The sequence below is a fragment of the Asanoa ishikariensis genome (assembly GCF_900107455.1).
Classification (GTDB): domain Bacteria; phylum Actinomycetota; class Actinomycetes; order Mycobacteriales; family Micromonosporaceae; genus Asanoa; species Asanoa ishikariensis.
This window is the reverse complement of record NZ_FNQB01000001.1, coordinates 2410378-2423839: the sequence shown is the minus strand read 5'-3', so window position 1 is coordinate 2423839 and position 13462 is coordinate 2410378. Positions and strand designations below refer to the sequence as shown.

Genomic DNA, 13462 nt, shown 5'->3' with positions numbered 1-13462 from the left:
TTCCGGACCGAACGTATCGCCTGCTTCACTTGCTCATTCCGCAAGAGCCTGGCCATCATGGCTCGATGGCCTCCCCCCGGAGCCGCCTCGCGTTGCTTTTCGCCGCTGTGGTCGCCGCGATCCTCGTGGCCGTCGCTGCCTGCGGCAAGCCGGCGCCTCGCGCGGCAGCACCGTCCTCCTCTCCGCCGCCCTCAGCGACCGCATCAGCAACCGATCAGAGCCCCGCCGCCCGCGCCTCGGCGCTGGTGACGACGCTCTCCGACGAGCAGCTCGCCGGCCAGGTGCTGATGCCCTACGCCTACGGCGCCTCGGCGACCGATGTGACTCCGGGCTCCGCGATGGGCAACCAGAAGCTCGCCAAGGTCGACACCCCGGCCCAGATGATCCAGAAGTACCACCTGGGCGGGCTGATCCTGGTCGGCTTCTCCGCCGACGACCCGACGTCGGCCAACCAGGCCACCACCAACGTCGACAACCCCAAGCAGATCACCGCGCTGACCGACGGGCTGCAGAAGGCGGCCGGCGGCCAGGCGCCCATCTTCATCGGCACCGACCAGGAGTTCGGCGCGGTCACCCGGATCAAGAGCGGCGTGACGCTGCTGCCCAGCGCGATGGCGCTCGGCGCCGGCGGCAACCCGGCCGCCACCCAGCAGGGCTGGAAGGTGGCCGGCGACGAGCTTCGCGCGATGGGGCTCAACGTCGACTTCGCACCCGACGCCGACGTGCTCGGCACCGCCGACGGCGGCGTGATCGGTTCGCGCTCGTTCGGGTCCGACCCGAAGGCCGTCGCCGACCAGGTGGCCGCCTCGGTCCGCGGTCTGCAGGGCGCGGGCGTCGCCGCCACCCTCAAGCACTTCCCCGGGCACGGCAGCACCTCGTCGGACTCGCACACGGACCTGCCGATGATCAGCAAGAGCAAGACCGACCTCGACAAGGTCGACCTGGCTCCGTTCAAGGCCGGCATCGACGCCGGGACGCAGATGGTGATGAGCGGCCACCTCGACGTGAAGTCGATCGAGCCGGGCGTGCCCGCGTCGTTCTCGCACAAGGCGCTCGTCGACGTGCTGCGCGGTGAGCTCGGCTTCAAGGGCGTCGTGGTCAGTGACGCGCTCAACATGGCGCCGGCCGAGAAGTGGCCGGCCGGCGAGGCCGCCGTGCGCGCCCTCAACGCCGGCAACGACCTGCTGCTGATGCCGCCGGACGTGGGCGGCGCCTACCAGGGCCTGCTCGACGGGCTGCACACCGGCTCGCTGAAGAAGGACCGGCTGGTCGAGGCCGTCACCCGCGACCTGACGCTGCGGTTCACGCTGGCCGACGCCCAGGCCGGCGACCAGAACGTGCTCGCGTCGCAGTCGCACCTGGACGTCGCCAGCGGCCTGTCCGCCGCGGCGGTCACCCAGCTCCGCGGCCAGTGCGGCGCACCGATCAAGGGTCCGGTCACGGTGACCACCTCACCGGGCCGGGACACCGCCAAGGCCAACCTGGAGAAGGCGCTCCGGAGTGCGGGCGTCGAGGTCGTGCCGAGCGGCGGCCGGGTCGTGCACCTGGTCGGCTACGGCGACGGCACGGCCGACCTCAGCAAGACCGCCGACGTGACGGTCGGGATGGACACGCCGTACATCCTCGGCAAGGCGAAGTCGCCGAACGTGCTGGCCACGTACTCGTCCACGCCGGACTCGCTGAAGGCGCTCGCCCAGGTACTGGCCGGAAAGCAGAAGCCGACCGGCAAGTCACCGGTAGATGTGCCCGGTTTGCCCCGTAGCGTGTGCTGATTTACCCCGGCCCGCCTGATACGGTTCCCCCGTTCGAAGCGCGGGAGGAGCACGGGCGGGATGGCTCAGCAGGATCCGGCACTCTCCGTGGTCGTGCCGATGTACAACGAGGAGAGCGTGCTGCCGCTGCTCGCGGAGCGGCTGCGCGCGGCCCTCGACGGGCTCACGGAGCCCTATGAGGTGGTCGCGGTCGACGACGGCAGCACCGACGCGACCGCGGCCGGCCTGAGCGGGTTGCGGCAACGCTGGCCCGAGCTGCGGGTCATCCGGCTACGCCGCAACGGCGGCCACCAGGCGGCGCTGATCGCGGGTCTGCTGCGGGCGCGCGGTCGCTATGTGGTCAGCATCGACGCCGACTTGCAGGACCCGCCCGAGATCATCTCCGAGATGCTCGCGCTGGCCCGGGCCGAGAACCTCGACATCGTCTACGGGGTACGCGGCGACCGCAGCTCCGACACGGCGTTCAAGCGACTCACCGCCGCCGCGTACTACCGGCTGATGCGGCAGCTCGTAGGCAAGCAGGTGCCGGCCCAGGCGGGCGACTTCCGGTTGCTCAGCCGGGCCGCCATCGAGGCGCTGCGCGACCTGCCGGAACGCAGCCCGGTGCTCCGGCTGGTGGTGCCCTGGCTGGGCTTCCCCAGCGGCGAGGTGCGCTTCCTGCGCGCGGAGCGGGCGGCGGGACGCACCAAGTACCCGCTCTCCAGGATGCTGGCGCTGGCCGCCGAGAGCGTGACCAGCTTCTCCGCCGCGCCGCTGCGCGTGGCGACCTGGCTCGGCCTGGCCGGAGTCGCGGTGTGCGGGCTGCTGGTGATCTCCGTGATCGTCGCGTTCGCGTCCGGCCGCACCGTCACCGGCTGGCCGTCGATCCTGGTCGCGGTGCTGTTCCTCGGCGCCGTCCAGCTCCTCTGCCTGGGCCTGCTCGGTGAGTACGTGGCCCGGATCTACACGGCGGTGCAGGCCCGACCGGCCTACTTCATCGCCAGCGACAGCGATCCGGGTGACACCGCCGATCCCGGTGGCGCACCGGAGCAGCGCCCCGCCGCCGACGACGACCCGGCCGTGCTGGCCGACAGCCGCCGGTGACCGCCCCCGCCGAGCAGCCCGCGTCGCCGCGGGCCGAGACGCAGTCGGCCGAGCAGGCCCCCGCCGCGGTTCCGGCCGCCCGTCCGCCGGTGCCGGCGGATCCCGCGCCGGCCGAGTCGGTCTCCTCCGCGACCGGTGCGCCCCGTCGCGCGTATCCCCTGCTGCGTTTCCTGCCCTTCGTCGCGACGCTGCTCTACGTCGCGGCGGTGCTGGTCGAGGCGGACACCGCCGTCCTCGACCTGGTGAAGTACGCGCTCTACCTCGGGCTCGCGCTGACCCTGCCGGGCACGCTGGTCTACCGCGCGCTGCGCCGCACGCCGCACTCGCTGCTCGACGACCTCGCGATGGGCACGGCGGTCGGCCTGGTGCTGGAGCTGCCGGCCTGGACGCTCGTCTCGGTGCTCGACATCCGCGGCGTGCTGTGGGCGTGGCCGCTGGTCGTGGTGGCCCTGTTCGCCGCCGTGCCGCGTTTGCGGACGCATTTCCGGCCGCACTACTCCGTGACAGCCCCGTTGGGTTTCCAGTGGGCGGTCGGCGGTGCGGTGGCGTTCTTCACGACCTACCTGTCGTCGACGTTCCTGCAGCGCAACCCGATCCTGCCGACGTCCGAGGACACCCGGCAATACCTCGACCTGGCCTACCAGCTCTCCCTGGCCGGCGAGGCCAAGCACCAGTTCCCGCTGCACGTGCCGCAGGTGGCCGGCGAGCCGCTGTTCTACCACTGGTTCGGCTACGCGCACATGGCGGCGAGCAGCATGATCGGCGGGATCGACCTGCCGGTGATCGCGCTGCGGCTGGCGATCCCGTTCCTGTGCGCGCTCGCGATCGTGCTGACGGCGGTGGTCGGCTGGCGGATCAGCGGTCGTGCGCTGGTCGGCGCGGTGGCGGCGGCGCTGTTCTTCGTGGTCGGCGAGACCAACTTCACCGACCCGGTCACCATGCCGTTCGGCACCCAGAGCTCGTTCGTGATCTGGCACGGCATGTCGATGATCTACTCCTGGGTGCTGCTGCTCGCCCTGATCGGCGTGGTCTGCGCGCTGCTGACGGGTCAGCTTGCCCGGGGCGGCTTCGTGCTGGCGTTCCTGTTCCTGGTCGCGTCCAGCGGCGCCAAGGCGAGCTCGCTGCCGGTGGTGGCGGTCGCGCTGCTGGTGACGTTCGTGGTCGTGCTGCTGGCCCAGCGGCGGATCCCGTGGACGCTGCTGACTCTGGGCGTGCTCACGGGTGCCGCACAGCTCTTCGCGATGGCGGTGCTGTTCCGCTTCCAGGCGTACGGCGTGACGCCCGAGCCGATGTGGAGCTTCGAGCGCTTCTGGACCCCGCCGGACGGGCCGATGTGGCTGGCCGTGCTGCCCGTCTGGTTCGCGTTCCTGGTCAACATGCAGCTCCGCGCGGCCGGCATCGTGCCGCTGGTCTGGCTGCGCCGGGGCCGGCTGGAGCCGACCCAGGTGTTCCTGCTGGCCGGCGGCATCGGCGGCCCGCTGATCTACCTGATGGTCAAGCAGCCGGGCGACGGCAACCAGTACTTCACCCGGGCCGGCTTCACCTTCGCGGTGCTGCTCTCGGCATGGGGCTACGCGATGGTGTACGACCGGGCCAAGCTCTCCCGGGTCGGCCGGATCTTCCTCGGCGTGGAGGCCCTCGCGTTCGCGGTGGTGCTGGTGCTCGCGCAGTTCCGCCTGGCCGGGCCGGCGGAGGCGTCCGTGCCACCGAGCCCGCTCGACCCGCTGATGCCGCTGCTGCGCTGGGCGCTGGGGCTGGCCGCACTCGGCCTCCTGCTGGCCGCCCTGTGGCCGGCACTGAGCCGCTGGCGGCCCGCATTGCGGGGTCGTGGTGGTGTGGTCGCGCTGACGGCGATCCTGGTGGTCGGCGCCCCGGGCCTGATCATGGACATGCGCAAGTCGGAGCGGTTCTCCAACGGCGGCGCGTACGCGACGGTCTCGCTGCCCCGCTCCCGGGTCGAGGCGGCCCGGTGGCTGCGGGACCACAGCGCGCCGTCGGACGTGGTGGCCACCAACGCGCACTGCATCAACGCGCCGACCGACGGCTACTGCGACCCGAGGTCGTTCTGGCTCTCGGCGTACGCGGAGCGCCGGGTGCTGGTCGAGGGCTGGGCGTTCGCGCCCCGGGTGTCCGAATCCGGCTCCTGGGAGTTCTGGGACCCGGCCCTGCTGGCCCGCAACGACGCGGCGTTCACCGCACCGACGACGCAGTCGCTGACCGCGCTTCGTGCTGACGACGGCGTCCGCTGGCTGGTGGCTGACCGGCAGGCCGGCCCGGAGTCGCCGGACCTGGCGGGCCTGGCCGACCTGCGCTACTCGAACGACCGGATGGCCGTCTACGAGCTGCGCTAATTTCTTACTTTTGGTTAGTGTTGGGTGATGAGCGCTGACGAGGTCCGCCGCCGACCGAGCAACACCCGGGCCAGCGTCCGGCGGGCGCCCGGCCCGTGCGCCCGGTGGGACGACGAGAACGCCTCGTTCATCCGCGAGATCCTCGACCTGGTCGGCGACAAGTGGAGCGTCCTGGTCATCGGCACCCTGGCCGACGGCGCGGTCCGCTACTCGGACCTGGCCGACGCCATCCCGGGCGTCTCGCAGCGGATGCTCACCCTGACCCTCAAACAGCTCAGGCGGGACGGCCTGGTCGAGCGCACGGCCTACGCCGAGGTGCCGCCGCGAGTGGAGTACCGGCTGACCCCGCTCGGCACCTCGCTGCTGTCGACGGTGCTGGCGCTGGCCGACTGGTCCGCCAGCAACTACGCCGAGATCCGCCGCAACCGGACGGCGTACGACGCGGGGTAGGCATGCTGCCGCGCCAGGCTGGGGCGTGTCACTCGAAAGACGCATTCCTAGCATGCCAACCGCGACGCTAGCGTCTGTGCGTGAATCTTCCGCGCTGGTCGGCCGCTCCCCCGCATCAGCGCAGCCTGCTGGTCGCGGTGGCCCTGGTGATCGCCACGCTGGCGATCGTGATCAGCCTCGCCGGCATCGTGCTCGCCGCGCTCGCGCTCGGCCGTGACGACGGCGCTCTGGCTCAGGACCGCGGCGCTCTCGGTCAGGACAGCGGCGGTCTGGGTCAGGACAGTGGCAGCCACTCCGTCGCGGTGGTGATCTCGGTCAGGTAGTCGAGGTCCGGCGTCACGCCGAGGCCCGGGCCTGTCGGCACCGCGACGTGGCCGTCGTCGAGGACGAACGGCTCGGTGATGTCCCTGGCGAAGTAGCGGTCCGACGCCGACGTGTCGCCCGGGAGGGTGAAGTTCGGCAGCGCCGCCAGGGCGACGTTGGCCGCCCGGCCGATGCCCGTCTCGAGCATGCCGCCGCACCAGACCGGCACGCCGTTGGCCGCGCACACGTCGTGCACCCGGCGGGCCTCCAGGTAGCCGCCGACCCGGCCGGGTTTGACGTTGACCACCGAGGTGGCGCCGAGGGCGATCGCGTCCGCGGCCGCCCGGGCCGAGGTGATCGACTCGTCGAGGCAGATCGGGGTGCGGAGCTGCTTGGCCAGCGCGGCGTGCCCGCGCAGGTCGTCCTCCGGCAGCGGCTGCTCGATCAGCAGCAGGTCGAACGGGTCGAGGCGGGCCAGGTGGCGGGCGTCGGCCAGGGTGTACGCGGTGTTCGCGTCGACCTGGAGCAACAGGTCGTCGCCGAACCGCTCGCGGACCGCGCGGACCGCATCGACGTCCCAGCCGGGCTCGATCTTGAGCTTGATCCGCACGTAGCCCTGGGCGCGGTAGCCGTCGACGGCGTCGAGCAACTCCGGGATCGACGACATGATGCCGACCGAGACGCCGGCCGGCACGGTCGAACGGACCGCGCCGAGATAGGTGCCGAAGGACGTGTCGGACTCCCGCAGCGACAGGTCGAGCAACGCGGTCAGCACGGCGGCCTTGGCCATCGGGTGGCCCTTGATCCGCTCCAGCGCCGACTCCAGCCGCGGCACGGTCAGCTCGCCGGCCTTGGCCAGCGCGACGACCTCGGGCAGCAGGAACCGCCGGATCACCTCGGCGGCGCCGTCGACGTGTTCGCTGGAGTAGAGCGGCTCCGACATCGCCACGCACTCGCCCCAGCCCTCGGCGCCGTCACCGGCCGCCCGGACCAGCAGGACGTCGCGTGCGGTCTCGGTGCCGAACGAGGTGCGGAAGGGGCTGACCAGGGGCAGGGCGATGCGGCGGAGTTCGAGACCACGCAGGTTCAACTAGGTTCCTTTACTCGGCTTCCATGACGTACCAACCGTCGCGGGCCATGCCCGCGATGCGATATCCGGAGTCGAACGCCGCGCACAGCGCGTCACCGACCTCTCGCCGCCACGCGACCGCGAGCGGCGGGTCGGTGCCCCGCATGGCCTCGATGTCCAGCGGCACGGCCACCAGCAGCGGCTGGCCGTCGTGCACCGCCTTGCCGGGGCTCGGCCGCCCGAAGTCGTCGCGGCCGAGGGCCACCTCGGCGCCCGCGGCGTACACCGCCTGCATGTTGATCTCGCGGGAGTCACCGGCCGCGGCCGCGATCGCCTCCGGGGAGGCGACGTCCCACTGGATGTAGAGGCGGTCGCTGGTGGCGTCGCCGGCGTTGATCCCGTCGGTCATCACGCCGTAGAAGTCCGGCAGGTATTTGACCGCCCGTGCGCCCAGCTTGTGCAGGTTGAAGTAGGCGTTGCGGCGGACGAGCGGGTCGAACGTCCAGTGCACCGACTCGATCCGCCGGTCCAGCGCCCAGGCGCGCTGGTGCAGCTTGATGGCGTGCCCCGCGCCGCGACTCTGGGTCGCCGGGTCGACACCGGTGATGTGCGAGTGGAGATGGTCGAGGCCGAAGAAGGCGACCGCGGCTCCGATCATCTGATCGTCGCGGAACGCGCCCACCACGTAGTTGCCGGCATAGGACAGCGCGCGCATCATCCGCGCGTCCAGCAACTCGTTGGGCGAGTCCGTGCGCCAGATCCTGCCGAACAGCCGGGCCGCCTCATCGTGCGCGACGGGCTCGCGGAGCTCCCGCACGGTAATCCCCAGCCGGGTCGCGGCGGCGGTCGCGACCTCTTTCGCCTCCGCGATCAGCTCGTCCACCCAGCCTCCCATTGTGCAGACCGAGTCCTTACTTCAACAGGTGAACAGGCCTCGTGTCGAGGCTACCGTAGGTAATTGATGGTTTTCTTTACGTTGCCACCCACGGCCCAGCCGCCCATCCGACGCACTTTGGTCGAAACGGGGTAAACCGGATCTTGGATCTAGCGGCCTGAACGCAGCTTAAGGCATGATTGTTACTGCCCGGTATGCGCGTGGGTAAGAACATCGGTGCGGAATCCTCGGCCTTGGAGGTGACCATGCCGCAGCGGAGCTCGGTGACGCTGCCAGACGGCGTGCGGTTGCACGTCGAGATCAGCGGGACCGACGACGCGCCCATCACCGTCTTTCTGCTGCACGGATGGACGCTGGACACCCGCACCTGGCACCGCCAGCTCTCCGGGCTCCAGGAGACGCTCGGCACGCCGGTGCGGATCGTGGCGTACGACGCGCGCGGGCACGGCCGCTCGGGCGGCACCAGCCGGGCCGGCGCCAACCTGGCCCAGCTCGGTGACGACCTGGCCGAGGTGATCACCGCGGTCGCACCCACCGGCCCCATCGTGCTCGCCGGCCACTCGCTGGGCGGCATGACGATCATGGAGTTCGCCCACGGGCACCCCCGGTTCTTCGCCCTGCGGGTGGCCGGGCTGGTCTTCATCTCGACCACGGCCGAGGGACACACCCACACGGTGTACGGCCTTCCACCGCGGATCACCCGCCTCATCCGCCTCGCGGAGACCACCGGCGCCGGCATCCTCGCCCGTGGCGGGTCCTGGCGAGTGCACCGCTACCTGCTCCGCGCGCTGGCCCCGTCGCTGCGCTGGCTGCTGTTCGGCGACCGGTGCGCGCCCGAGGACCTGATCGTCACCACCGCCGCCGTGGCCCGGGCGCAGCTCCTGGCGATCGGCGCGTTCCGCTCGTCGGTCGGCGAGCAGCAGCGCCTGACCACCCTGGCCGCCCTCGGCGACCTGCCGGCGGCGGCGCTGGTCGGCGACCAGGACCGGCTCACGCCGCCGCCCTGTGCCGAGTCGATCGCCGCCGCCCTGCCCAACGCCGACCTCACCGTCTGCCCCGGCGCCGGCCACATGCTCATGCTGGAGCGCCCCGCGATCGTCACGGCGGCGCTGGCCCAGGTCACCCGGGCCGCCCTGGGCAACCCCCAGGACGCCCCGGACCTCCAGGCCGCCTAGCGCGCAAGGAAGGGCCCCTTCTTAACGCTTTCCGTAGAGGAAGGGCCCCTTGTTAACGCGCCGCTGGCTGGCGTCGTTAACAAGGGGCCCTTCCTATGCAAAAACCGTTAAGAAGGGGCCCCTGCTTTCACCACCACGCGGTCGAGCTTCGCGAGGAAGTCCGGACCGAACGCGGTGGCTGGCGTGTGCGCGCCCGCCTCGACCGCGCCGCCGGCTCGGCCGCCTGTGCCGGCCAGCAGGTGCTCCACCGCGCGGTGCAGGGCGTCTGCGGTCAGGTCGTAGGCGTTGGGGCCGGTCAGCGTGGCCGTGCGCACCTCACCGGCCGCGTTGCGCACCTCGCCCCACACCTCACAGGTCGTCGCGGCCCGGGTCGCGGCGCTCGGGCCGGGTGGCCGGCGCCGGATCGCCCGGGCGGCGAGCGCGCGGACCGGCGCGAACCGGATCAGCCGGGACAGCAGGCTCGGGGCCGGCACCCGGGTGTAGACCACGATGTCGCCGATCCCGGTCGAGTGATGCGCGGTGACCAGGTCGCCCCACGGCACGGCGCCGACCCGGCGGACCTTCGTCGGGAACGGCACGTCCCGGGCGGGCGTGCCCATCGGCGTGGACACCAACTTGCCGGCGATCCGCCGCCAGCCACCCTGGGCGTTCATCGACAGGCCCGTGGTCGCGGTGCCCCGGCTGAGCCCGCCGGGCGCGACGAAGGCCAGTTCGAGCGCGGTCGCGTCGGGCAGGGCCGCGTGCAGGAGGTTGGCCAGGCAGTCGGTCGGCACCACGTCGAAGCCGGCCCCGGTGAGCAGCACCACGCCGGCCGCGCGGGCGTCGGCGGCGCGGGCCAGCACGGCCTCGAAGACCGGGTGCTCGCCGGTCACGTCGAGGTAGTGGGTGCCCGTTTCGAGGCAGGCGTCCACCATTGGGCCGACAGTGGCCACGAACGGGCCGGCGCAGTGCGCGACCACGTCCACGTCGGCCAGGTGACGGCGGGTAGCGGCAGGGTCACGCAGATCGAAAGTCACGTGGTCGAGGCCGAGCTCGTCGGCGAGGGCACGGACGGCGTCGGCGTTGCGGCCGGCGAGGAGTGGGCGGGCGCCGCGGCTGACGGCCAGCCGGGCGACGAGGTCGCCCGTATAGCCGTTGGCGCCGTAAATCATCCATCGTTGATGCGACACGGCATCAACTTAAAGGCTCAAGGGCAATCCTATCGAGGTGCGAGTAGGCGCACATCGACCCGGTTACCGATTCGTCCGGGCTCGGCGACCCGTACTCTCGTTCGGGTTGGTCGCACGACCTGCGGCCGAACAATCGCACGAGGAGCCATCCGCTTGACCGACGTCACCACGCTCCAGCAGGAGATCGCCACCGAGCAGCAGCACGTGGACCGGGTGTATGCCCGGGTCGACGAGCTGCGCCAAGCGGCTGCCCACGCCGAGCGGGAGGGTTACCGCCAGGCCTCGGTCGGCAACTTCGGCGCGCTCGTCGAGCGGGACGCGTTCGTGTTCCACGCCGCCCGCCGCCGCTATCTGCTCGACGCCGAGCACGAAGGGCTGGTCTTCGGCCGGCTGGACATGCACGGCGGCGCCAGCTTCCACGTGGGCCGGCTCGGCGTACGCGACGAGGACGCGCAGCCGATGGTCGTCGACTGGCGCGCTCCCGCCGCGGCCGCGTTCTACCAGGCCACGGCGGCCGAGCCGCGCGGCGTGATCCGGCGCCGCATGATCCAGTCGTCCGGCGTCAAGGTGACCGGCATCGAGGACGACCTGCTGGACCCGGAGGCGGCGCCGGAGCAGATGCGGGTGGTCGGCGACGGCGCCCTGCTCGCTTCGCTGTCGAAGGCGACCGGGCACGGCATGCGCGACATCGTCGCCACCATCCAGCGCGAGCAGGACCAGGCGATCCGCTCCCCCGGCGGCGGCGTCACGATCGTGTCCGGCGGTCCCGGCACCGGCAAGACCGCGGTGGCCCTGCACCGGGCGGCGTACCTGCTCTACTCGGACCGCAACCGGTTCGCCGGCGGCGGCATCCTGGTGGTCGGCCCGTCCACGGTGTTCGTCGAGTACATCGCGTCGGTGCTGCCGTCCCTCGGCGAGGAGTCGGCGACGTTGCGCTCGCTGGGCACGCTGGTGCCCGGTTGGTCGGCGACCCGCACCGACCCGGGCCCGGTGGCCGCGATCAAGGGCTCGCTGCGGATGCGCCGGGTCCTCGAACGGGCCTCGCACGACGCGGTGCCGGACGGCCCGACCTCGCTGCGCCTGCTCTACCGGGGGACGCTGCTCCAGCTCGACCGCTCCCAGCTCGACCGGATCCGGACCCGCGCGCTGCCCCGCGGCGCCCGCCGCAACGAGGTGCGCCGGGTCGGTTTCAACGGGATCTTCGACGCACTCTGGGCGCAGGCCCAGGAGCGCAGGATTCCCGGGCTGAAGAAGGCCGACTTCGAGGGCGAGCTGGCCGGGCGCGAGGACTTCCGCACGTTCGTCAAGGGATGGTGGCCCCGGCTGCGCGCCCGGCACGTGCTGGCCTGGCTGGCCGACCCGGCGCGGCTGCGGCGGTACGCGGACGGGCTGCTGACCCCGGCCGAGGTGCGGCTGCTGACCGGCAGCTTCCACCCCGAGGAGCCGACGATCTCGGACATCGCGCTGCTCGACGAGCTCGACGCCGTGCTCGGCCGGCCGGCGCAGTCGGCGCGCCAGAAGCGCAGCCAGTTCGAGGTGGCGCAGGGCGTCTACGAGCTGAGCACGTCGACCGAGCGGGCGCGCGCCGCCCGGGCCGCCGCCACCAGCCGGCCGGACGACTATCGGGAGTACGCGCACGTCGTGGTCGACGAGTCGCAGGACGTCTCCCCGATGCAGTGGCGGATGCTGGGCCGGCGCGGCCGGCTGGCGTCCTGGACGGTGGTCGGCGACCCCGCCCAGACCGCGTGGACCGGCGACCCGGACGAGCTCGACCAGTCCCGGGACCGGGCGCTGGGCACGCGGGCGCGCAACCTGTACACGCTGACGACCAACTACCGGAACTCGGCCGAGATCTTCGAGGTGGCCGCGGCGGAGATCCGCACGATCGCGCCGGATCTGCCCCTTCCGACCGCCGTCCGGTCGACCGGTGTGCCGCCGGTGGCGCTGACGGTGCCGACCGAGTCGCTCCAGGCGACGGTGCGCTCCGCGGTGGCCGACCAGCTCGGCGAGGTGGAGGGCACGGTCGGCGTGATCACGGCGGTCCCGCGGGTCGGCGAGGTCGCCGGCTGGCTGGCGGACCTCCACGACCCGCGCCTCCAGGTGGTCACCAGCCTCCAGGCCAAGGGCATGGAGTACGACGCCGTCGTGCTGGTCGCGCCGAGCGAGATCCGTGCGGGTGGCGCGGCGGGCGTGCGCACGCTGTACGTCGCCCTGTCCCGCGCCACCCAACGGTTGGTGACCGTGGAGGTCAGCGACTGACGGCGACCGCGGTGTAGGTCGTGTCCGGCGTCGGTGGTGTCGTGAACCGGGCGTTGGGCAGGTAGAGCCGCTTCCCGTACGCGGCGATGGTGGTCGGCACGTCGAACGCCGGGCTGGTGATCGCAGCGACCACGCTGCCCCGCGTGCCGGACCGGTCGAGGTCGACGACGGCGATCTGGTTGAGGCGGTTCTGCACCACGTAGAGGCGGCGCCCCTCGAGCCACAGGCCGTCCCCATTGGTCATCGGCACGCCGCCGAGGTCGACCTGGGTGGCCACCCCGTCCTCGTCGACCCGGAACAGCAGTCCGGTGTTGGACTGGACGACGAGCAGGTTCCTGCCGTCGGGCGTACGCGCGATGCCGTTGGCGTTGGTGGCACCCGGCGTGAACACGAAGTCGCCGGTGAGCGGGACGGTCTCGAACCGGTCGCCGAGCTTGCCGTGGCGGCCGAACGGGACCTTGTAGAGGACGGGTCGCTGCGAGTCGGTGAACCACGCGGCGTCGCGCGTGAGGATCACGTCGTTGACGAAGCTGGTGCCGTCGGTGAAGTTCCAGATCTTCAAGGTCTTGCCGGTGCGGGCGTCGACGACCCGGCCGTCACCGCTCGCGGCGCCGCTGACGAAGAGCCGGCCCTGGTGGTCGAGCTTGAGCCCGAGCGATCCGGCGCCGAAACCCGGGTTGATGATCTCGCCCCGACCGGTGGCGAGGCTGGCCCGGTAGATGGCCCCGGTCGCCCGGGACCCGAAGTACGCGTACGGGTTCTTGCCGATCGCGATGCCCTCGGGCTGGAAGCCGTTCGGCAGGGCGATGGTGGTCTCGAGTTTCCTGTCGTGTGCGGAAGCGGTGCCGGCCGGTCCGAGCAGGGTGGCGGCGAGCACCGCGGTCAGTCCCAGCGCGATTCGGTGGCGCACGATGGCGTCTCCTCTCGACGTGACGT

Annotated in this window: 11 protein-coding genes; 7 read left to right on the top strand and 4 right to left on the bottom strand. The window is 72.0% G+C overall.

All coding sequences use genetic code 11. The annotated features are described in order from the left end of the window. The first annotated feature begins 65 nt into the window (after positions 1-65). The 5 genes from BLV39_RS11440 (at position 66) to BLV39_RS11420 (ending at position 5979) form a co-directional block, all read left to right on the top strand. The gene (locus BLV39_RS11440) at positions 66-1772 is read left to right on the top strand and encodes a glycoside hydrolase family 3 protein (protein ID WP_090790016.1); all 1707 of its coding nucleotides are present in this window, start codon (positions 66-68) and stop codon (positions 1770-1772) included. 60 nt (positions 1773-1832) lie between these two features. Beyond that, complete coding sequence (locus BLV39_RS11435) at positions 1833-2855, top strand: glycosyltransferase family 2 protein (protein ID WP_090790014.1); 1023 nt, start codon at positions 1833-1835, stop codon at positions 2853-2855. Beyond that, positions 2852-5206 (top strand): hypothetical protein, encoded by a 2355-nt coding sequence (locus BLV39_RS11430; RefSeq protein WP_090790012.1) that lies wholly within the window; start codon positions 2852-2854, stop codon positions 5204-5206. The genes BLV39_RS11435 and BLV39_RS11430 overlap by 4 nt, the downstream gene beginning before the upstream one ends. Positions 5207-5233: 27 nt before the next feature. Continuing rightward, positions 5234-5656, top strand: a complete 423-nt coding sequence (locus tag BLV39_RS11425) for a winged helix-turn-helix transcriptional regulator (RefSeq protein ID WP_090790010.1) — start codon at positions 5234-5236, stop codon at positions 5654-5656. 80 nt (positions 5657-5736) lie between these two features. Then, the gene (locus BLV39_RS11420) at positions 5737-5979 is read left to right on the top strand and encodes a hypothetical protein (protein ID WP_090790009.1); all 243 of its coding nucleotides are present in this window, start codon (positions 5737-5739) and stop codon (positions 5977-5979) included. Here BLV39_RS11420 and menC read toward each other — a convergent pair. Further along, a complete protein-coding gene (gene menC, locus BLV39_RS11415; RefSeq protein ID WP_090790007.1) occupies positions 5931-7049 on the bottom strand; it encodes an o-succinylbenzoate synthase in 1119 nt (372 codons plus the stop codon). The genes BLV39_RS11420 and menC overlap by 49 nt on opposite strands. Positions 7050-7059: 10 nt before the next feature. Then, positions 7060-7911, bottom strand: coding sequence for a GNAT family N-acetyltransferase (locus BLV39_RS11410; RefSeq protein ID WP_204082920.1), 852 nt, complete (start codon positions 7909-7911; stop codon positions 7060-7062). Positions 7912-8168: 257 nt separating this feature from the next. On the opposite strand from BLV39_RS11410, the gene BLV39_RS11405 reads away from it, so the two are divergent. Continuing rightward, on the top strand, positions 8169-9098 hold the full coding sequence (locus tag BLV39_RS11405) for an alpha/beta fold hydrolase (protein ID WP_090791411.1): 930 nt from the start codon (positions 8169-8171) through the stop codon (positions 9096-9098). A 107-nt stretch (positions 9099-9205) separates the two neighbouring features. Here BLV39_RS11405 and BLV39_RS11400 read toward each other — a convergent pair whose 3' ends face one another. Then, the gene (locus BLV39_RS11400) at positions 9206-10249 is read right to left on the bottom strand and encodes a saccharopine dehydrogenase family protein (protein WP_090790002.1); all 1044 of its coding nucleotides are present in this window, start codon (positions 10247-10249) and stop codon (positions 9206-9208) included. 171 nt (positions 10250-10420) lie between these two features. On the opposite strand from BLV39_RS11400, the gene BLV39_RS11395 reads away from it, so the two are divergent. Then, entirely contained in the window at positions 10421-12526 is a 2106-nt protein-coding gene (locus tag BLV39_RS11395) for a HelD family protein (RefSeq protein WP_090790000.1), read from the top strand. On the opposite strand, the gene BLV39_RS11390 is transcribed toward BLV39_RS11395, so the two are convergent. Further along, entirely contained in the window at positions 12516-13436 is a 921-nt protein-coding gene (locus tag BLV39_RS11390; protein WP_239083946.1) for an SMP-30/gluconolactonase/LRE family protein, read from the bottom strand. The two genes, BLV39_RS11395 and BLV39_RS11390, sit on opposite strands and share 11 nt — an antisense overlap. Positions 13437-13462: the final 26 nt, after the last annotated feature.